Origin of the sequence: Vibrio scophthalmi (assembly GCF_040869025.1) — a bacterium.
Lineage (GTDB): Bacteria > Pseudomonadota > Gammaproteobacteria > Enterobacterales > Vibrionaceae > Vibrio > Vibrio scophthalmi.
The window spans coordinates 964,426-986,640 of sequence record NZ_CP134272.1; the positions used below are offsets into that span (position 1 = coordinate 964,426).

Consider the following 22,215-nt stretch of genomic DNA (forward strand, 5'->3'; position numbering starts at 1 on the left):
GACTCTAGCTTCTCGATTCTTGATTCTCAGCTCTCGATTCTCAGCTCCCAAAGGTCTAAGCCATGCTTAGACCTTTGTTTTATTACTCGATTGGTCTTTCTTTTGGTGTCACTTTGGCCAGCTCTGATAGGGTTTCAACCAAATTGATCGGCATCGGAAAAATGATGGTCGATGTTTTCTCATTGGCGATTTCCGTCAGAGTCTGCATATAACGCAATTGCAGTGCGTTGGGGGCTTCATTGAGCATTTCAGCTGCTTCTTTGAGTTTTCCTGAGGCTTCCAGTTCACCCGTAGCGTGAATCACTTTTGCTCGACGATTTCGTTCCGCTTCCGCTTGTCGTGCCAGCGCTCTAACCATGCTCTCGTTAAGATCAACGTGTTTGACTTCGACAGTCGCAATTTTGATTCCCCAGTCGTCAGTTTGTTGATCAAGAATCAACTGTAAATCCTTGTTTAGCCGATCACGCTCAGAGAGCAGTTCATCTAACTCATGTTGGCCAAGTACTGAACGAAGTGTGGTTTGGGATAGTTGGCTGGTGGCATCACTGTAGCTTTCGATATTGTTGATCGCCATTTGCGGATCGACCACACGGAAATAGACCACGGCATTGACACGTACAGAGACGTTATCACGCGTGATGAGATCTTGGGTGGGCACATCGAGTACGATAGTACGTAAATCAACCCGAACCATCTGTTGAATGAAAGGGATCAATATGATCAGGCCCGGGCCTTTCACTTCTTGAAATCGGCCTAAAAAGAACACCACGCCACGCTCATACTCACGCAGTACTTTGAACACTTGTGTTGCCAGTGCAAATAACAGCACCAACACCACCGCGACGGTATAAATCATCATAAGCGCCTCCTAGTCTTGTGTGCGCAGACGCTCAACCGTAAGGGTTAAGCCTGTAATGTGTTTAACGGTAACCTTGTCACCCGGTTTGAGCATGTTAGGTTCATCACTGTGTGCCGACCACAACACACCATCGAGCAGCACTCGACCTGAACCGTGGCTGAAATCATCAGTGACTACGGCAATTTTTCCAGGGAAGGCATTTGTACCAGTGGTGACGCCTTTACGGCGAATGCGTAGTAGCAGCCCGATGGTGAGGAGAATCAATATGACGGAAAATGCCGCAATACCGAAAATAAGCGGAAGGGCAACTTGAAAACCGGGAAGATCGCTATCCATAAGAAATATTGAACCAAGCACAAAAGCGACGACTCCGCCCAATCCGAGTACACCAAAACTAGGGCTAAATCCTTCCGCTATCATCAGTGCAATCCCAAGTAACAATAACCCCAAACCGGCGTAGTTGACGGGCATCATTTGCAAGGCATACATCGCCAACAGCAAACAGATGCCACCAAGTACCCCGGGCAAACCGACACCCGGGTTGTAGAACTCGAGCAACAAGCCATAAATACCGATTAGCATTAAAATATAGGCAACATTGGGATTGGTGATCACCGCTAACATCTCAGCTCGCCAGTCTGGTTGGCGTAGTTGAAAGACGGGATTGCTGATGGCGAGAGTGACTTCTCGACTGTTCAGACTCACCACATGGCCATTAGCAAGGTTAACCAGCTCTTCGGGCGAATTAGCAATAAAGTCGATGACATTGAGTTCAAGCGCTTCAGTGGCATCGAGGCTTGCTGCTTCACTGACGGCTTTTTCTGCCCATTGAGCATTGCGGCCATGCAGACGAGCTAAGCCTTTTATATAAGCCTTAGCATCATTGATAACCTTTTTCTCCATCGCCGTATTGGCGGGGACTTGCTCATCATTGGTGCTCAATGGTTGTGTTTGGTCTATTTTGCTTGGTTGTTGCTCATCGGAAGTGGCTTCGTTGAATGAGCGTTCGTCTGATGAGGGGGCGGATGCTGCCGGTTTTTTGCTCGGCGTTTGTTCCTCCGCGCTAGGTGGCTTTACTCCGCCAAGTTGTACTGGGGTCGCTGCGCCTAAATTGGTCGCTTCGGCCATGGCCGCAATGTGGCTGGCTAATAGAATATAAGTTCCGGCACTGGCGGCGCGCGATCCTGATGGCCCAACCCAAGTTGCAATGGGGACATTGGAGGTCGTGATGGTTTGAATCACATCGCGCATGGCGCTGTCTAAGCCTCCCGGGGTGTCCATTTTCAAGATCACCAGACTAACCCCGGAAGTTTGAGCCAGTTCTATTTCGCGGCTGACATAATCGCTACTGGCCGGTCCTATCGCACCGTTGATCGGTACAATCCAAACGGTTTGAGCATTGATTAGGCTCGAGAACAATAAGCCGACACAAAATATCCATAATTTATGCATACAGCCTCCCTCGCTGAGTGGCTATTGATTAAAGTATAGATAAGATGTAATTAATGAGCAGAAACGACCGATCTGCGTAGTGTAAAGTGCTGGGTACACACAGCACTTTGTTCTATTCACAGCAATAATTCGTCGTCAGTTATGTGAGAGCGGTGGTAAACAGCTTGGTTGCTTGTTGGGCACTCATCGGTTTGTAAAAGTAGTAGCCTTGAATCTCATCAATATTCCATTCTCGCAACTGATGGACTTGGCTTAGGCTTTCAACGCCCTCTGCGACGGTAATTAAGCCCAGCTCTTGTGTCATGTTGGCCAAATTCCGTACGAGTATTTCTGCTCTTTCGCTGGTTTCGATTTGGTCGATGTATGATTTATCGAGTTTAACCATGTCTAATGGGAAGGGGATCAAGGTACTGAATGAAGCATAACCAGTACCAAAGTCATCTAAAGCGAGCTGTATTCCGAGCTGTTTGATTTCATTCATACGAGCAATCGTCTCAGCTTCGACACCCATCAACATGCTTTCGGTGAGTTCAACTACCAACTGGCTATCGCACAGCTCAAACTCGTCCATTACCTGCGTAAGATGATCGGTCAGGTCGGTGTGGTAGAAGTGTTTAGCACTAAGGTTAACGTGAATGGATAGTGCTGACAGACCTTGTTCTCGACGTAATTGATTGAGGTGGTGGATGAAGGCGCACGACTGGCGCAAGACGCTTTCTCCAAGCTGCACAATTAAATTGTTTTGTTCTGCTAATGGGATAAATACATCAGGGGAAACGGTACCAAGTGTCGGGTGGAACCAACGCGCTAACGCTTCGAAGCCATTTATTTGTTCACTTTTGGTGTCGATGATTGGCTGAAACAGCACTCCAATTTGCCCGCCACTAATGGCAGACTCGAGCTCTCGTGTAATTTTTAGCGCCGTTTGTGCATCTTCTGACAGCCCTTCACTCATCATGATGACTTCTTTACTCTGGTGACCATGTTCTGATTGCGCAGAATAGTAAGCAGCCTGCAGCAAATAAGCGAGTGAGTGGTGGGTAAGTTTGCGTTCTACCATCACCACTTTGCAGTTGAGGTCAATGGCAAGACCACAAATCTCTGTTTTGTTGGTCAGCGTGTCGATGAGTTTATTGGCAAGGTCGAGGGCTTGCTCAGCATCAGCATCGGTGGGAATGATGGCGATAAATTCAAACTCACTAATTCGCCCAACTCGATAGTGGCTTAAGAGATCATTGAACACGCCAGTTGCGTGACGAATCGCATCATCAAATACCAAATGACCATAAATAGCAGAGACCTGTTTGAGATTTTCGATGGCAATATACATCAACGAGAACTGGTTTGGCTGGTCTTCGATTAACTGCGACACCTGATTTAAAATCGTCGGGCGGTTTTTTAAACCAGAAACAGGATCGCGGCCTGATAGCTCTTCAATTAATGCTTGTTGCTGTTTTTGAATGCCCATATCGTGGATTAAGAAAAGCAGTGCATTTTGGCCATTATGTTGAATCGAAGCGGCTTCGATTTGGCAATCGACAATGTCACCATTGCGGGCGACTAATTGCGCTTCAAAACTGAGTTGGCCATTACTGAGTTGATGATAGAGCAATTCAAGGTGGTACTCGTATTCGTTGGTTGAACACAGGGTTGCGAGAGATTGGCAGATTAACGCTTCTCTAGTGTAGCCAAGCAAGTCGAGTGTTTTATTATTCAAATCAATGATTTTACTCTCTAAGACCACCAGTAGGCCGACAGATTTGCTTTCATAGAGAGCGCGGTATTTTTGTTGTGTATCAAGCACTTTTCCTTCTGCGACAAGAGCGTTGGTGGTGAGTGCTTCAACTAATTGAGTCGCGCGATCCAACTCATCGGCTTTACCGCTGCTTTGGTCACTAAGTTGGTATTTATCAAACAGCAGGTTAATGCCTTTTTCGAAGGTATTAAATCGTGTCGCGACGCCTTTTTTAAAAAAGACAAATGAGCCCCCCGCAATGACAGTGGTACTTAAACCGACCGCCATAAATAAATAGGCAAAAAGCGAACTACTGCGGTGAAAATGTTCGCGAGGGGCTTTGGTCACTAGAAAGGCGACGGGTGAACTGTCGTTACTACTCAATGGAGACCATTGAACGATGCTATCTCCTTGGCGCAAGATCATCGTTGTCGCCTTGTTGACTTGCGCTGAACGTTCCATATCGTCAGGCAGTGAGAGTGCTAACCTATTTTGAGCACTTAAAATAGATTGGAACTCTCCCGGAAAGCGCTTGGTAAGATTTTTGCCCCACACCAGCCAACCTACTGATGGTTTGGTCGCTTCACTGTTGCGTATCGGCGTGAGGCTGACCGCCCACACTTCGTTATCCACGCGAAATAGGTCAGCGATGCTGTTAGCATCAGCATTATGGGTATTATGTGAACTCGCAATGTGTTTTTTTATCGATTGTTGGCTCATTAGCGTGCTAACCAAGCAGAGTGCGTGATTAGGGTCATTTTTTCGGGATAAGTGTTCAATCACGTCACCTTCTAAGGTGACGAAAACCATCAAATCCAATGCTAATGTATTAAGAGTATCAAGATACAAATTGCGAGAACGAAAGGTTTGTGTATCGCCATCTTGTAGCAATTGATAGGTTTCGTCCCAGTTAGCCCAGTCATAAGAGTGCTCTTGCTGGTCTGCAATCATGATATTGATGACAGACTTTGCTTGGTCGCTGGCGCGTGTGATTTCCATATTTTCTAGCTCATTGAGGCTATATAGAAAAAACGAGCGACTAATGAAAATAAAACTAATGACCATGCCGATCATTCCAAGACAAAAATAAAGGGTCGTTTTATAGCGTAACTTTGACTGGATGAAACGGAACATGGTCATGTAACAAATTTCTTTTATCGTTATGATTAATGTGATTTTGGTTCGAATTCTATATCGTAACTTTGATGTGTGTCCAAAGAACTCTCGATAAAATAACTGGTCGGAGCATCTCGTTTTCAAGATTGCTTTAAGAAATGATTAGAATTGATGAGAAATGGCGAGTAATATCAATAAGATACTATCTAAGGTGCATGTAAAGCGCTGATGATATCTATTACGCTCTTTTGCGGTCAGTAATGACTCGCGATAGCAAATTTTCGGGATGCAGTATGTTTATTGTTCAGCGACTAATTAAGTTGGCGGTTATAACGTCAATATTTTTAACGATCTTTGATCTAATTTCGTATGGTGAGGTGACTTGGGTCTATCGACTGTTTGGTCTTTCATAGCCAATTCATTCGGTGGTACGCGCTTGTCAAAGTTAGTCATACTCCGTTCAATTGAGGACACCGCTGAGTGTCCTTAATTGCCTAAGCCATTCAAATTGTCTTCTATTTCAACGAAACAAAGAGCGGTTTCATTTGTGCTCTTATCTTTCTCCTACCGTCGCTTTCTCTGGCATAACGTTGTCCTACAGCAATAAACGTGCTTACAAAGCATTATTGAGATCGGAATTAATGACGGTTGCTTCTGTTACGTGAGCATGCTTTGCCTGTGCAAAATGTTGCCTAGTTCAAATATTGATGATTGTGACGTCGTATATGCTTGGATGACTTTGTTATAGTCCTCGCAAATCAGACTCTTAGATAGAAAGGATGTTATGAAAAAGCACTGTGGTACTTTCTTTACGTCATTGTCGTTACTCGTTTCGGCAAATGTGATGGCGTACGATCTCAGCATGGAATTTTTTGAAGGTGAAGAACTGGCTGCGATTAAACAAGCCGAAACTTCCAATGATCCCGACGTATTGAGATTGGCAGCTGAGTTGCTGATTGGTGACTCGATGATGCAAGAAAACGTAGATCGCGGTTATCAATACCTACAAACCGCTGCTGAAGCGGGTTCACATCAAGCTGCGATATCGCTAGCAGACTATTATTACGATGAAGAAGAATATCAGCAGTCACTCGCTTGGTATCACAAAGCTGAGGCCAGTAACGATCCTTATGTGCTATACAGCTTAGGTGTGATGTACTTTGATGGTGAAGGTACGCCTGCCGATATGGCAAAAGGGAATGAGTATTATCTTGCTGCCGCAAAAGCGGGTTATTCAGATGCGATGTATCAATTGGCCTTTTCCTATAATGATGGTGATGGCATCAAACAGGATTACACCAAAGCGGCGTATTGGTTTGAACAGTCGGCTAACTTAGGTGACGAGAGTGCGATGTATAACCTCGGTATTTCTTACTTAAATGGCGAGGGAGTAGAGAAGAGTTGTAGCAAAGCGATGGCATTGTTCAATGAGGCTATTGAGCAAGCTGACCACACACTTTCTTTAGCAAAAATGGGCGACATCAATTCTTATGACGAATACAAGAAACCGTGTGGTTTCAAGACGCTAGATTTTAAAAAGTCATTTGAGTACTACCAACAAGCTGCGTTACAGGGTGACGGATACAGTCAATACTCAGTCGGTTATGCTTACCGTAATGGAACGGGAACGTGGAGCGATTTTACGAAAGCACTCGCTTGGTTTGAAGTGGCGGTTGAATATGGTTATAGCGATGCGGTTAAGGATGTCAGAGAAGTGAAATCTCAGATGTCTGCAAGCAAAATTGCTGAAGCAGAAAAACTACGTGATTCATTGCTCGATGAGATTTGGTAAAAGAGTCGACTTTTTCTTCTCAAGATAATTAAAGCGCGGTGAATCCGCGCTTTTTTATACCCAACACCCAGTCGAATAAGGCCAAGGTCATTATTAGGATATTAAATAACACGAATTTTATAAGTTAATAGCCTTTATTTTGATTTAACCAATTGTTTTTGTATGTATTTTTGTGGAGGCTGGAAGTTGTTGTTAAACGTGATAATTCGATTTTGTTACCAGTGATTGTGGCGGCAAAAACAGCCTGATATCTTCGCTTGATGAAGATGGAAGCACAATGACAATAGCCAGTATGAGAATTACAGCCAAGACACTTATCCCCTTAAAATCGACAACCATGCTATCTGCAAGTTCGGCAGACACGACTTCACTACCTGCCAATCTAAAGCAAATGCCCGCCACACAAGCAAAGCTCCCTTTCAGTCTATTTTTTAAGCCTATTGGCGCTCAATGCAATTTGAACTGCCGTTATTGCTATTATTGGAACAAGCCGAGTTTGGCGGGGCAGTCTAGTGAGGATGAGCTTCGGTCCCATGGCCGTATTGATTCGTCTATTTTAGCGGCTGCAATTGAACAACACATTGTGGCACAACCCGAAAGTAATTTGCCGATTGAGTTTATCTGGCATGGTGGAGAGCCAATGCTGGCAGGATTAGGCTTTTACCAAAACGTTATTAAAGTTCAAGCACGCTATTTGTCGCAAGGTAAAACTCAGCAGCGCAAGACTCGGGCGATTAAGAACACGTTGCAAACCAATGGCGTGCTCATTTCGCCACAGTGGGCGAAATTTTTTGCTGACAATGGTTTCATGTTGGGTGTGAGTGTGGACGGTCCCCAAAAAATCCATGATTTAAGCCGTAACGACAAAAAGGGTCGCAGCTCTTTTGAACGCACTATGAACGGCATGAAACTGTTGAAAACACATCAAGTGGAATTCAATACACTTTCGGTGATCAATAATCAAACGTACTCGCATGGTAAAGAAATCTATCAATTTCTAAAAGATTATGGCAGTGGTTATATGCAATTCCAACCATGCTTAGATCACCAACTTGATCAGCGTGACGAACAGAATTGGTCATTGACGGGTAAGCAATGGGGTAAATTTTTGTGCTCGGTATTTGATGAGTGGTGCCGGGAAGATATCGGCAAAATCTACGTGCAGTTTTTTGAAAATTGTTTAATGATTTTGATGGGCTACCCCAGTCAGATGTGCCATCACAGCGCGACTTGTGGTCAGCAACTCGCAATGGAAAAAGATGGGGCCGTATACAGTTGCGATCACTATGTTTACCCAGAAAATGCTTTGGGTCGGATTCACCATAGCGATATGGATGCCTCAACAAATGATGCGGATTTAGTCACGCAGACCCTTGAATCTATAGTCAACAGCACAAAACAGCGAGCATTTGGCCAGATGAAATCACAAACCTTAAGCGAGCAATGTAAGCAATGCGATTTTATTTTACTCTGCCAAGGGGGATGCCCGAAATACCGTACAATGGAAAATCAGTATAGACACTCGCACAATGTGTTGTGTGATGGCTATCAGCATTTTTTTAAACATGCATTACCAACGCTTATTCCGATGGTTAGTGCGATGAAAAATGGCTATTCAGCAGAGTACTACGGGTTATTTAGATAAAAGAATCAGTTAGTTATATAACTTTGTTACGGCTATAATTAATACTTGGCGCGCTGAATGTGCGCACGAATGGATTTGGAAATGCAGTACGATTACAACTTGTTAAAGCTCATTTTAGTATTGAATGACACTCGTCAAACTGTTGCCGCCGCGAAGGTGCTTAGAGTTAGCCAACCTACAGTGAGCGTGATGCTAAAAAAATTGCGAGATCAGTTTGATGATGAACTGTTTGTACGCGATAAAACCCAGTTAAGACCGACCGCTAAGTGTCTTAAATTGATTGAGCTAATCCCTAATCTAGTAGAGCAACTGGATGGCCTTTATGCATTGGATAAATCATGGGCTATTGGCGACTTAAAAGGGGAAGTGCAATTGATGTTTCCCCCAACTATGATGCGTTGGTTAGCTGCGCCTTTAATTACGAAACTTGCTCAAGCCGCCCCCAATCTGACTATTGACTGTCGATGCTGGAGTGAAGACGCGCTGAACAAATTGGAATCAAATTCTGCCTGTTGGGGGGTGGGTTATCTGCCAATGGATACCAACAAAACATTGATTGAAAAACCATTGGGTTACGATAAATTTGAGCTCATCATGCGTCGCGATCATCCATTGAGCGAAAGTAATTTAGCGCAGCTACGCCGATACCCTCTATGTATTAACCTCATCCCAGGCTACATTGAGTTATCTAAAGCCGAAATGCTGATCAAAAAATATGGCTTAAACAAGCAGATCAGTTTGCGAAGTAGCGATATGGCCTTAATGCTCGATGTCGTTGAACAGAGTGATTTTATCTGCATTGCATCGACCAAATGTCGCTCAAGTTTGAGTGAGGCATTTCGTTGTGAGCCACTGCCGTTAGAATTGTTTAAAGATACTTTTCGTCGTTCATTTTCACTGTTTACTCACCTAAAAAACAAACATGACCCGTTGACGAATTGGCTACACAGCCAAATTGAACTGATCATCAGTCACGAGCAATATGATTATTAAGGAATGTAATTAGCGCAATAGGCCTATTTTACGGCGGTATTTCTTACTCTATAGCGGTAAAGCATCGTTTACCTATGGAATACAGAGTAAGGAATCCTATGAAGTATGCTCTTCCTTTTAATATGACAGGGCTCTCGGCCGCGATGTCACTTCTAGCAAGTGGTCATGCACTGGCCGACACGCCGCCAAACATTGTTGCTATTATGCTTGACGATGTTGCGCCTATTGATATCTCCGCCTACCACCGAGGTTTAGGCGCTATCCAAACGCCAAACATTGATAAAATCGCTCAGCGTGGTGTGATGGTCAGTGATTATTACGCACAGGGGAGTTCTACGGCGGGGCGATCGGCATTTATCACCGGTCAATATCCATATCGTACCGGTTTGACTTCCGTTGGTCAGCCAGGTTCTAAGTTGGGACTACAGGCTGATGATCCTACATTAGCCGAAATGCTAAAAGAGAAAGGCTATGCCACCGTCCATGTTGGCAAAAGCCATTTGGGTGATAATAATAGTCATCTCCCCACAGTACATGGATTCGATGAGTTCTTCGGCTTTTTGTATCACTTAAACGTGATGGAAATGCCGGAGCAACCTGAATTCCCGCAAGATCCTAACTTTATTGGTCGTCCTCGTAATGTGTTGTATTCCACTTCAAGCGAACATTTTGACACGACGAACGAACCACGTTTTGGTGTTGTAGGTAAGCAAGTGGTGGTAGACAAGGGGCATCTTGGTGCCAAACGTATGCAAACGGTGGATCAAGAGTTCTTGAACTTTGCCACTGATTGGCTTGATAACCATGAAGCGAAGCATGATGAGCAACCTTACTTCATGTGGTATAACCCGACACGGATGCACCAAAAAACGCATGTACGAAGTGAAAATCAGGGAAAAAGTAAAACCACACTCTACTATGATGCGCTGATGGAACTTGATGGGCAAATTGGTCAGCTAATCGATAAGTTAGAAGCGTTAGGCGAGCTGGATAATACGATTCTTCTATTTACTTCCGACAATGGGGTAAACCTCGATCACTGGCCTGATGGTGGTGCGGCTTCATTTCGCGGCCAAAAAGGCACAACGTGGGATGGTGGATTTAGAGTTCCTATGCTCGTCAGTTGGCCAGAGCAACTACCTCAAGGCACTTATACCAATGGTTTAATGAGCGCAGAAGATTGGCTACCAACCATTATGTCTGCAGTCGGTGAGCCGAATATTAAGCAACAATTGCTTGAAGGTAGAAATATCAACGGTAAGTCATATCAGGTTCACCTTGATGGCTATGATCAACTCGCAATGTTGAAGAGCAATGCGCCAAGTCAACGTCGAGAGTTTTTCTTCTACAACGAAAACTCCCTCAATGCGTTTCGAGTGGATGAGTGGAAAGTTCACCTAAAAACCAAAACCGAGTGGATTGCCCCTATTGAACAATGGCCACTTGGCATGCTGATCAATATTAAGGCTGACCCGTACGAACGTTCACCAGATACGCGCGGGTGGTTTTTGTGGATGAAAGAGAAGACGTGGGTTTTACCCCAGCTTCAACAACAAGCCCTAAAATATCAGCAGTCCTTACAAGCCTTTCCACCACGTCAAAAATCAGGTGGTGTCGGGATGGCCGATAAGTCGATTGTTGAATAGTCGGTAATCAATTATGTGCGCTTCATCCTGAAGCGCACACATAGGCATAAGGGATTAATCGTTAGCGAGTTCTTTCGAAATCTTCGAGTGAGAAGTCGAGCCCTCCTAGCCAGAAATCGGCATCTAACTGCTTGGACAATACATACTCTTTGTCGCCGATTTCTAAGGTGACTAGGTAAAGACCAGCGATGAGCCCTTCAACTACGTAGAATCCATCCGCCTCAACAACACTGGAGTATTCCTCAAGTTTGTTTAAGTGCTTAAAATAGATAAAGGCTTTGTCGTTAATATCAGCCTTTATAAAACCATCGGCGCCAAACGAATTGATGAGCGTAACAACGACTTCTGTTGTGGCAATTTCCCGAGTATTAAGAAAAATTGGATTTTGCTCTGGGCTAAGGCTTAGATCGAGTGATCCTTCGTCAATTTTCAATGTCAGCTCTTTTCTCGCGGGAATTCGCTCAAATGTGAATTCGCCATTTTGATTGGTTGTGGCATGTTGACTAAGCAGTTGTAACTTTACATCGGCAATAGGGGAGCCATTTTGGTCGACAACTGTACCTTTGACAGCCGCGTAACTATATTCATCCCAACCGACTAAGTGAGTCGTTTCACTGTCGAAATTTGTCTTTGCACCAAATTCGGCGGTAAGTTGAAAGCGATAGCTTTCTTGGTCACCGTCGAGCGTCAAATGAAGGTTATGGTTTATATCTGCACTATAAGAGGCATGTGCGGTTAGATCATCATCTTGGTGGTTGAGTTGTAGACTTGTGGACACTTGTTGAAATAGAGCAAAGGGGTTCAACCAGCAATTGGAACAATTTTTCCTCAGGCGCGCGGAACTGCGGTAGTAATCACCGTATTCATCCAGCTCAGTATTGATGGCCCAAGAGGTGTCAGACAAACTACTTTTTGTCAGCTCTACCTTGTGGAGTGTACTACTTCGATGATTGGTGCGAGAGTAATCATAGTTAGCCGCATACGAGAGGTAGAGGCTCGGAGACAGTTGACGTCGGAGTGTGGGATTAAGTTCAAAGGCGTTGTCATCTATGGTCGCTCTTGAAGTAAAGCTAAAATGTCGGGTCGATAAACTATAGTCAAGTTGGTGGTATTCAAGTTCATCAGCATCGAAGTTATCTGCTTTATTTAAATCAAGCGTCAATGATTGAGATTTTGAAAGTAGCACATCAAAGCGAGTAGGGAATCGGTCTAGTTCCGCTATCCAACCAAATCGTGTAGAAAGCCAGTGGGTAGGGAGAAACTGGGCTTGCACACCACTGTAGGTTTCATCTTCAATATGGAATAGGCTTATGCCCAGTGTGCCGTAATTGGTTAGGCCATAATCAAGAGAGACGACACCTGCTTGGGTCTCGTCGTTTCCGTAAGCAAACTTAGTTGCCCACTCACCTTTAGGCAAAAAAGCGCTGTCGATACCCGCGACAGTGATCTCTTCTTCAGACCATAAGCCTTCACCAAGATAGTAGCGAAAGGTGACAGTATCGCCGGGAGAGATATTTTGCTCGTCTATCGTAAATCGACCGAATGAATCGGAGAGATAACTATTGCGATAGATACCATTGACGAGGACATCGACTTCGATGTTTGGCTTAGTGCTATTTTCCAACTGTAAGTTGCCAAATCCCGGCTGTTGGACACGGTTGGTATAGTAGAGGCCGTGTTCGAGGCTTTGGTTATTGATGAAGGTGTCGCCATCAAGAAGAATGTGCCCTAACTCTAGTCGTCCGGAGCCTTGGTTTGTGCTGACCGCGATGTTGTAATAGCTAATTGGATCTTCTAATTTAGAATCTATCGATAGTTGTGAGAGTGAATTTTCCGTACTGAAAAGAATGTCAGCCAATGCTGAGAGCTCAACATGCTGATCATTTGAGTCATAGTCTGTTGAGACTGCCAAGCGAGAAGCGAGGCCAACGTCACTATTTGCTGGAATGACAATCTGCGCATGCCGTGATTCTGCCTCGAGTGCTTTATCGCGAGTTGATTTTTTTAACTTAGATATATCTCTATCGAGCTCGGCGATACTCTTGAAATTTTTTTCGACCAAAAGACGATAATCATCAATAAACCAACTAGTCTTCACTGGTAAACATTGCGAAATAGATTCCCAGTGAATCCAATACTCACCATTAATATTGACGCCATCAATTGAGAAAGACTCTTCTTTGCTCTGTGCGCAGGTTTTCCTTGCCAAGTCGATAGTGTAAGAGGGGAGTTCTTGAGCAAGGTCATTCGGCAAATAAAACTCACAGTGAGCGTTTTTGCATTCTCCTCGCATTTCAAGAAGATATTTTGCAAAACTTTCAATATTTAAATATGGTTGCTCCTCGATGTCTGTCATGACTCGATAGAAACTATTACCACTTTCACCAGTCTTTACCTCAATATGTGCTGGAAAAAAATCAGAAGCTAATGTCGTATTGCAAATGCTGTAAAAGATCGTAAGTACTAAAAAATATGGTGTGAAGGCCATCTTACTTGCATTGATGAATTATGCGGTCATTATTTTTAATAAATACAGTTTCTGCATTTTTTTTGGGAATGGTCATTGTGGATTCTCTAAATAATAGGATGTTTTTTATTTCACCGGTTGAAGTCTCTAATGTCGCGTTGAACTGAAATTTATCTTTATTCTCGATGGCCAAATTGTTTGGATTGCATTTGAAAATTACATTTTCTTTTGGTTTGCCATTGGTTTGATATATAGGTATGTAAGTATGTATGCGAAAGCCTAGGTTGAAGTTAGAGCTTTCACTATCTTGATTGTTTACGGTATTTATAGTAGTGAGCTTCGTTGGGGTGAATTTTAGATAAGAACGATGTTCACCTTCAGTACTGAGGGATCCCCTCATAATTTCCCCAAAGCACAACCATGTTTGAATAGATTTTGAGCAAGCAGGGTTGCAGCCGCGAGCAAGTCTTCCCTCGTTATTGTGTAGCCAGAATGCCGCAAAACTTCCATCCCTAAGCGCACTGTTGAGAGTACATTTCGATTTTTGACAGTGTTAGCTTGGAAGTGCTTATCCCAACCTTGTTTCTGACCATGAACTCCAGCAAGCCAAAATGTCAGTTGAAGCATTAGGGCGATTAGCAGCATGATATCAAAGCGCTCTGAGCTGCTAGTTCGGCTATGACGGAGGCCTAAACCGTAGGCTGGGCTTTTCAAGTCTCGGAAGGTTTCTTCAATTTGCATACGCTTCGAGTAGAGCCTAACAAGTTGCTTTGGTGTTCGGATTTCAACGGGCAAGTTAGTCGCTAAAACCCATGGTTCTTTTGTCGAAGCGGAGTAGATTTTAGGTGACGGATGATGACAATTAGTCCGTGTCGAACGCTGATTTTTTCGGCCTTTAGGACGTGATTTATACAGTGCAATTTGACATGAAATTGGGTTGCTCTTAGTCAACCTCTTATAGCCTAAAGTCTTTGAGCGACTTGAGGATATGCTATGTAAGTTGCTGATAGGTTGCCAGTTTTCCGCACCTAAATCTGCATATTGCACTTTCCCTCTGACTCGACTTAACCAGTACCAACCTAGCTTTTCAACGGATTTATACCATGGCACTTTAAAGCCAGCATCACTGACAATGAGCGGTGTAGTGTTACTCGGTAGAATGCTTGCAAGGTCGGCTAGAAATTGGTCATGAGCCTTCTTTGAACATTGCTCTGAAAGCGGAAAGGCTTTCTCATAAAGAGTAATAGAACGACCATGTAGTGCCACCGAAGCCCGCAATACCATAAGCCGTTTTTGCTCACGAATATCAGACCAGTCAACAAGAACAATGGGCATCGAATTACCTGAACAGATAAAGCTGGCATGCCAACGGTATACAGCGAGTCGCTCTTTGTGCAAGTGACGATTACCTAACAATCTGTCGATTCGTTTGATGTTATGTTTTGTTCTGGCTTTCGTTGGCAGGTTACGACCAAGTTCGGTAAGAGTGAGCGTTTTACATTCAAGTAATGCGTGGCAAGCCAGCGTTAAACTGTTGAGTCGTTTTAAGTGCAATTCAGGGCAGAATTGGTAAAGAGAGTCGTGTAAAATATCGAGTTCGCACATCTTGTTGTCTGGTTATTGATTTTTCTCAGAACCATTTGATCACATGACAAGATGTGCATCTACCTTAAATTTATGATTTTTATCAAAATCATTAGGGGATTCCTCAGCCTTCAGTATGAGACGGTAGAATTTGAATTCTTATTGTTCTTCTTTGACCTGGGTCTAATTTACGTATGACTGGGGGGGATACTCTAATTTTTTCGGTAATTCTTTCAACGGATTCAATATCTGGATTGTTGCGAACGACATCGCTACTAACTGTAGACATATAGGTTGGCACGATCTCTACTCTGACAGGCTCTTGGCTAGTATTTTCAATGATAATTTTTTTTGTTGTATTTTTTGTCGCGTCTACATCAACTCGAGTTGGAGCAATAAGTAGTTGTGCGTAGCTGTTACATGCTAACAAAAGACTAAAAAATGTAAGTAATAACTTCATAAATAATTGATCTCAAAGTTAATGGCGCTAGAGTAATATCCGGGTGGTGTATCAGATGAAATCGAGGCTTGAGCGCCAATACATAGTAGTTCAGAACGACCAGACTGCTTGACCACTCCTTTACCAGAACTAGACAATCCGCACCCAAAAATAAATTTTGATATGGAAACAGCGGACTTGCCATCATTTAGTGATTGGTTTGGTGCTAATGATATTTTAAATTGACGGCCTTTAACGCCTTCTACAAAAAAACTGAATGAATCAGTTTGATTAAATTTTGGGTGAGCTATTGCTTTTTGATTTGTGCCTGAAATATAAAATTCTGGAAAAAGTAATTTTTCCGTTATTGGTACGATAATTAAAGGTTCAGCTATCGTTAATGTTGGAAAAACCAAAAATACAAACTTTATGATCGTTCTATTTATCATTGATGAAACGCCGGGCTCTTAAACTAAGCGCCCAGCGAAACCTAACCTAGTAAATAACAGATACGTTGACTGTGCCACTATATGTTCCTGCAACTAAAGTCGCAGTACTTAATTTCAATATTCCACCAATTTTCATTGAACCATCACCGGCAGCATCGAGGGAAACTGTGGTTGGTTCTGTCACTTCTAGATCAATCGTGTCTGAACCATTAGTAACAACGGTATTGGCCGCTGTAACTTTGACTGTTGAATTTTGATTGCCTGTTAGAGTGAATTCAACAGCACCTGCGTCTGTCGCCAGAATCGTTAAGTCTGCGCTATCACCAACTAGTGCATTACCAAAATCCAATGTATTTTTACCAGCTACAGGCGTCACTGTTAATGGCTTATCTACAACTAATTCGGCAACAAAAGTTGAGCTATTGCTCGCAGTTGCTTGGAATGCTGAAAGTGCTAATGCTGAAGCTACTACTACTTTTACTAAGTTTTTCATAATAATTCCTTATTTGTTATATGGGCTTTTGTTTTTCCAATCTGGTTATCTGCCTAAAAGTGAAAAAATAAAATAAAAGCAGATTGTAAAACTAATACAAAAGCATTAATTTTTCGTCAATAAATATTAACGATTAGTGCTGTTTGATTGGTAAGCTACTTGATGGAGTTGTTCCTATCAATTAATTAGAGCAATATGTACCTGATAAGTGCGAGCTGGCGCAAATAGTTATACATAAGTATCAATAATGAAACTTAGATTTAATTTGGAGTGTTAAATAATTGAGACGGTAATAGTCATTATTTAAAGTGTGGTTTTTAGTCGGGCGAGTCAATTAATTAGCGCAATGGTCAGGTGGTGTTGCAGTTTTATGTGACATTAGGCAGTCTCGCATTCAGTGTTGTATTTCTCTCATTTAAATAAGGAGTAAATAAATAAGAATGGGATGCGTTTTGAATGGTTTTGCTTTTGTGGTTAATTTTTTATGAGGTTGAGAGCTGCTCATTATATGTTGGTTGTTAGTCATGCGCTTAAATAAGGCTACTGCGTAACTATATTTTAAGGCAAAAATACATCAAACAAGCTGTTGGGATTTAGACAGCATCTTTTCAGTTAGATGCTGCCTTTACCAGGTGGGAGTCGGTTGAGTTTACTAAAATACGAAATTTACCATGATCGTATAGAGGTTGGCGTTAGGCTTAGTAGGAACATCGATAAATGCACCATCGCCACCGTTTTTAGTATCGAAATATTGCCATTCAGCATTTAACGACAAATTGTACCTTAAATCATATCTAACGCCGGTTGTAACGCTTTCACCTTCTCTGGTTCGCTTGCCATTATCGCTTTCTTCACTGTATTGCTGTCCATAAACAAGATAGGGTGTGAATGCATCGAAACGATGCTGCAATGCAGAGTACCAAGCGGAAGTACGGTCATTTTTTTGTAATTCAGCGCTTAATGTCGTCGGGCCAAATTCGTATTCAGCACCCAAAGAATAAAGCTCTATACTGTTGTTGTGTGATTCCAATACTCTCATTAGATTGGGAATGCCCGCAGGCACATTTAATAGTGTGACACGCTGATCATATCGCGAATTGAGATACGAAGCATTCAAACGATAATTATCACCTGAAAGTTGAGCATTGATCCCGAACATACGCTTGGTATCAAGTTCAAGGAAAGTATCTTGATTAAGATGAACTTCTTTTTCATCCTTGAGGCCATAAAAAGGGGTAATGGCAAGGGTCTTTTCATCATCAATATCGACATTCCAGGTTAAGCTAAATCCTTGGTAGGCGGTAATACCAAGAATACTGTTGTAAACCTCGGTTGGTGGACGAGCCATGGTATAAGCATGACCGACGTAATAATATTCAGAGTAGAGAAATAGAGGGATCCTCAGTTGCCCAGCTCGGACTAACAGATCCTTGTATTGGTAGCCAAGATAAGCCCATTCAAGCTCTGGTTCACTCCAATGGTCTTGTGGACGTTTCACTACTTGAGCTGAAACATGTAACGCATTGAAATAACCGTCAAGTTGTAGGCCAAAGGTAGTATCACAGTCAAAGCAGCTATGATCAGCCACCTCCACGTGAGTGATAAGCGGTGTATCGTTGTCGCTTTTCGCCCATGAAGTAGAACCAAAGCCACTAAGCAGAATATTTTCGCTAATTTCTATATTGGCGAAGACAGGCCAAGACGTCGTTAATAAAGCGAGAGTTAGCAGTTTATTATTCATTATTATTTTACCTCTTCGACAACAAATAGCACCGTTGCATCATCTGGGAGATGATTCAGTGGTGCGTAGCCAATACGATTTGATTTTTCCTCCATCCATTGTACCAATGCAGATACGTCGGCTGTTGTCATCTCTTTAGGAGGACGAGCTTTCCCGGAGAAAGAGAGTGAGGCCCAATGTGCATTCATTTGTGCAGTGTTTTTACCAAGAAGAGATTGATAAAACTCGGCGCGTTCAATGCTTGCTTCTGGCCAATCAGATAGCTCAACTTTTTTGCCTTCTAAGCGTTTGGTTTTTCCGCGGTAAAGCTTGCGGGCTTTACTAACCGATAGGGGGGTAAACTCTTGCTCGAGTGTGAATATAGCGTATTGTTCTGCGCCCATTGCAATACTGTTCACGGAGATAAAAAGGCACAATATCGCCACCAAACAACAACCACAGTGGAGCGGGCTATAACGACGTCGAAGTGCCTTATTTTGGTTCAACATAACAAGTTACTCTTTAGATAATACTTTCAATTTTTTCAATGAGGTTGTCTTTGCGGACTGGTTTTGCCACATAGGCATCCATTCCTGAATCGAAACAACGTTGAATATCGTCGTCAATCACGCTGGCAGTAAGCGCGATGATTGGGGTTTTAGTTAAGCCGAGGTTAGCTTCATGTTGTCGGATTTCTTTGGTCGCTTCAAATCCGTCTTTTACGGGCATCATGCAATCCATCAAAATGACATCAAAACTGCTGTCTTCACTATACATATCAATGGCGATTTGACCATTTTCGGCGATGGCATAGTGAAATCCGGCTTTGTCGAGCATGAGTGAGGCGACTTTTTGGTTAACACGATTATCTTCAACTAGCAAAATTCGTTCATGCCGCCTAACTGCTCTAGGCGTATCAGAATGGTTGCTTTCAACATAAGCGCTCTGTATTTCATCAGAGACAGGATGATGTACAGAGGAACTGGTTAAAGGGGAGACATCTTGTCGCTGTGTCGCGATATTCGTAACGTCAACAGTCTCAATCAGATTAAATATTTTTTCTTGTAACACATTGGCTCTAAATGGTTTGGCGATGTAGTCATCCATACCGACATCGAAACAACGCTGTACATCATCATCAATGACACTCGCGGTAAGAGCGATAATAGGAATACGGCGGTTAAGGTGTCGTTCAAGCTTGCGCAGTTCCGTTGTTGCCGCAAAACCATCCATGATTGGCATCATACAATCCATTAAGATCAGTGCGTATCTATCAGGCGTCGCGCGGTACATATCGACCGCTTCTTGGCCGTCATTCGCAATATCGAACTCCAACCCCGCTTTGACCAAATGCAGCCCTGCAATTTTTTGGTTAACACTGTTATCTTCGACGACTAATACTCGCTGGGGAGCGGTCGTCGTGGCGGGATGGTGGCGCTGCATGTTGTCATTGGCGTTTGACTGCATTTGGCACTGTTCTAACTTACGCATAAGGCGCTGGCCATAAAAAGGCTGGGTGACAATAGTAGTAACCGCGTTGTGGAAATCGAAACTACGGCTGGTAAATGCGCGAATTAGACAAACGTAGTGACCCTTACGGGTGAGTTCGTTAAGCTCGGTTACGATTGTTTGGGCGCTATTAGCTGTCTCTTCGAGGAATAAGACAATGGCTGGATTATTAGATGAATGAAAATGAAGGCACTGCTCTATGTTGTCAAATAGTTGCTCAACAGGTTGGTTATAAAATGCCAGTTCGCTTTTTAACGTTTGACTCAATACTTCGTTACCACTTATCAAATAGAAGGGGGAAGTGGTGGAATTGGGTTTTGATAAACGTTGGCATTCTATGTTGAATTCAAGTGAGAAATAAAAACGACTGCCAACCCCTTTTTGAGACTCTAATTGGATTTTACCGCCCATTAATTCGACCAATTGAGTGCTGATCGCTAAGCCTAAGCCGGTACCGCCAAATTTACGCGTCGTTGAGTCGTCTTCTTGGGCAAAAGGTTCAAAGATGTTGCGTTGCTGCTGCTCATCAATGCCGATACCAGAATCGCTGACTGAAAACTCAAGCTGGCAAGTGTTTGCTGTCGATGATGGCGGTGTTGTCCCGTTATTTGTCGGCATAGCAATCGACAATGCCACATAACCTTGTTCGGTGAACTTGACAGCGTTAGACATAAAGTTCATCAATGTTTGGCGCAAGCGATGATCATCAACCATCATTTTATAAGGGACGTCGGCATCAATAGAAACCCGAAGATCTAATCCTTTCTCTTTGGCTTTTGGAGCGACGATGGAGGCGATGTCGTAAATGGTTTCTCTAACATTAGTAGAATGATGGTTGATCATTAACATCCCCGATTCTATTTTAGAAAAATCGAGAATGTCATTAATAAGGCTCAAAAGTAGTTGTGAGGAGGTCTCAATTGTATCGACATAATCACGTTGAGTTGGCGTAAGTGAGGTATCTGAGAGAACTTCTGAAATGCCGATAACCCCATTAAGTGGCGTGCGAATCTCATGCGACATGTTGGCCAAAAAGCTGCTTTTTGCTTTACTAGCTCGGATGGCATCATCTTTAGCCTGTTCGGCAATGTTTTTTGCTTGTGTTAATCGCTCGTTAGCTTGACGCCGCTCGAGGGTTAGTCTTTCTACTTCATGGGCGAAATGGTTAAGCTCATCATTTCCAGATATGCTTTTTGTGAGTTCTCCCGCTATCTGTTCTTGATCATTTTTAAGGTAGTTCAGTACCAAATTAAGATTGTTTGTGACACGACGAGCCAGACCGATTGCAATAAACATCACCATAAAGGTGAGGGCGGAAACGATACCGATAAAGACAATTCTTTGGTTGTTAGCTGATTGTGTTGCGGAGTCTATTCTGTGAATTAGCTGGTCTTCGATTTTGTGTCCAACATTGTTTAGTAGTTCTAATCTTGCCAGTAGGGCATTTAAGCCTTGCTCTACACTATCTATCGGGAGTTGGTTAAATTCACTCTGGTCTAGCAAGATTTGCCGGAACAGTTGGCTCTGCTGAAATGCCTCATTAGTAAAGGCTTCCAGCATAAAGTTCACTTGGTGTTCATTGGCATTTAGATTGACAAAGCGTTCAACAAACAACTGCTGATTCTGAGCAAGTGCGGTAATCTGGCCGCGAAGTTCAGCGCTTTGTTCATCATCAACTTGACCATTGGCAACTAACTGTTGGCTCAGCGACGTTTCTTGGTTCGCCCAAAACATCATCCACTCTAATTGAATTAGGGCATGAAGATCTTGCTCGATCGAAATGGGGATATGGTTCAGTGATATTCGCTCCATAGCCATGATAAGTTGTTGATACAAATCGGCCTGCCACTCAAGGTTATCGAGCATCTCATCTGGGTATTGATTGACGGTAATTTGTAGACTGACAGACAAATATTCACGCAGAATGCTAGAAATTTGTATCGCTTCTTGTGAAGGAAACAGCGATGGTAGCAACGCATTGACACGCGCAGCGTCGGGTGAAGATGCACTTTTGCTACGCTCGGTACTATGCGCACTATGGTCGGTTTGCGAAAAGCCCTGGAGAAAAGCCGTCATCGATTTTGCTTTTTGCAGGTCGTCAGTTTGCAGGTTGAGTACGCTAATTTGACGAGAAGCGAGATATAGTAAAAGTAATATCGGTAAGAGAACCAACCCGAACAGCTTATACTTTATCGAGATATCACTCCATGATACCCATTTTGCCATTCTTATTATCCATTTGTAGCCAACTTATAACAAAGTGTAGACCAGAAATTTAAGATAATGCGCGAAACAAAATTTCTTGGCTAAATAACT

At 43.1% G+C, this 22,215-nt stretch carries 16 protein-coding genes; 4 read left to right on the forward strand and 12 right to left on the reverse strand.

The window, feature by feature from the left end; genetic code table 11:
- Positions 1–82: 82 nt before the first annotated feature.
- The 3 genes from RJD38_RS19310 to RJD38_RS19320 form a co-directional block, all read right to left on the reverse strand.
- Positions 83–859: a slipin family protein gene (locus RJD38_RS19310; protein WP_065546224.1), complete on the reverse strand. Its 777-nt coding sequence runs from the start codon at positions 857–859 to the stop codon at positions 83–85.
- Between the two features lie 9 nt (positions 860–868).
- On the reverse strand, positions 869–2,311 hold the full coding sequence (locus tag RJD38_RS19315) for an NfeD family protein (protein WP_065546225.1): 1,443 nt from the start codon (positions 2,309–2,311) through the stop codon (positions 869–871).
- A 139-nt stretch (positions 2,312–2,450) separates the two neighbouring features.
- Positions 2,451–5,045, reverse strand: coding sequence for an EAL domain-containing protein (locus RJD38_RS19320; RefSeq protein WP_231893202.1), 2,595 nt, complete (start codon positions 5,043–5,045; stop codon positions 2,451–2,453).
- A 901-nt stretch (positions 5,046–5,946) separates the two neighbouring features.
- On the opposite strand from RJD38_RS19320, the gene RJD38_RS19325 reads away from it, so the two are divergent.
- The 4 genes from RJD38_RS19325 (at position 5,947) to RJD38_RS19340 (ending at position 11,238) form a co-directional block, all read left to right on the forward strand.
- Positions 5,947–6,954, forward strand: coding sequence for a tetratricopeptide repeat protein (locus RJD38_RS19325; protein WP_005592925.1), 1,008 nt, complete (start codon positions 5,947–5,949; stop codon positions 6,952–6,954).
- Positions 6,955–7,231: 277 nt separating this feature from the next.
- On the forward strand, positions 7,232–8,599 hold the full coding sequence (locus RJD38_RS19330) for an anaerobic sulfatase maturase (protein WP_231893203.1): 1,368 nt from the start codon (positions 7,232–7,234) through the stop codon (positions 8,597–8,599).
- A gap of 57 nt (positions 8,600–8,656) precedes the next feature.
- A complete protein-coding gene (locus tag RJD38_RS19335; protein WP_367971466.1) occupies positions 8,657–9,592 on the forward strand; it encodes a LysR family transcriptional regulator in 936 nt (311 codons plus the stop codon).
- A 98-nt stretch (positions 9,593–9,690) separates the two neighbouring features.
- Positions 9,691–11,238, forward strand: coding sequence for a sulfatase-like hydrolase/transferase (locus tag RJD38_RS19340; protein ID WP_231893205.1), 1,548 nt, complete (start codon positions 9,691–9,693; stop codon positions 11,236–11,238).
- A 61-nt stretch (positions 11,239–11,299) separates the two neighbouring features.
- On the opposite strand, the gene RJD38_RS19345 is transcribed toward RJD38_RS19340, so the two are convergent.
- The 9 genes from RJD38_RS19345 to RJD38_RS19385 all read right to left on the reverse strand — a co-directional run bounded on the left by RJD38_RS19345 (position 11,300) and on the right by RJD38_RS19385 (position 22,125).
- Entirely contained in the window at positions 11,300–13,594 is a 2,295-nt protein-coding gene (locus tag RJD38_RS19345; RefSeq protein ID WP_231893206.1) for a carboxypeptidase-like regulatory domain-containing protein, read from the reverse strand.
- A gap of 133 nt (positions 13,595–13,727) precedes the next feature.
- Positions 13,728–14,105 (reverse strand): hypothetical protein, encoded by a 378-nt coding sequence (locus tag RJD38_RS19350; RefSeq protein WP_367971467.1) that lies wholly within the window; start codon positions 14,103–14,105, stop codon positions 13,728–13,730.
- Positions 14,102–15,310, reverse strand: coding sequence for an IS4 family transposase (locus tag RJD38_RS19355; protein WP_032073033.1), 1,209 nt, complete (start codon positions 15,308–15,310; stop codon positions 14,102–14,104). The genes RJD38_RS19350 and RJD38_RS19355 overlap by 4 nt, the downstream gene beginning before the upstream one ends.
- A 103-nt stretch (positions 15,311–15,413) precedes the next feature.
- Positions 15,414–15,749: a hypothetical protein gene (locus RJD38_RS19360; RefSeq protein ID WP_367971468.1), complete on the reverse strand. Its 336-nt coding sequence runs from the start codon at positions 15,747–15,749 to the stop codon at positions 15,414–15,416.
- On the reverse strand, positions 15,746–16,177 hold the full coding sequence (locus RJD38_RS19365; protein WP_367971469.1) for a DUF4402 domain-containing protein: 432 nt from the start codon (positions 16,175–16,177) through the stop codon (positions 15,746–15,748). Before RJD38_RS19365 ends, RJD38_RS19360 begins: the two co-directional genes overlap by 4 nt.
- 46 nt (positions 16,178–16,223) lie before the next feature.
- Positions 16,224–16,670: a DUF4402 domain-containing protein gene (locus RJD38_RS19370; protein WP_065546230.1), complete on the reverse strand. Its 447-nt coding sequence runs from the start codon at positions 16,668–16,670 to the stop codon at positions 16,224–16,226.
- Between the two features lie 652 nt (positions 16,671–17,322).
- Positions 17,323–18,411: a porin gene (locus RJD38_RS19375; RefSeq protein ID WP_367971470.1), complete on the reverse strand. Its 1,089-nt coding sequence runs from the start codon at positions 18,409–18,411 to the stop codon at positions 17,323–17,325.
- A gap of 2 nt (positions 18,412–18,413) precedes the next feature.
- The gene (locus RJD38_RS19380; RefSeq protein ID WP_065546231.1) at positions 18,414–18,899 is read right to left on the reverse strand and encodes a hypothetical protein; all 486 of its coding nucleotides are present in this window, start codon (positions 18,897–18,899) and stop codon (positions 18,414–18,416) included.
- Positions 18,900–18,912: 13 nt separating this feature from the next.
- Positions 18,913–22,125: a response regulator gene (locus tag RJD38_RS19385; RefSeq protein WP_065546232.1), complete on the reverse strand. Its 3,213-nt coding sequence runs from the start codon at positions 22,123–22,125 to the stop codon at positions 18,913–18,915.
- Between the last annotated feature and the right edge of the window lie 90 nt (positions 22,126–22,215).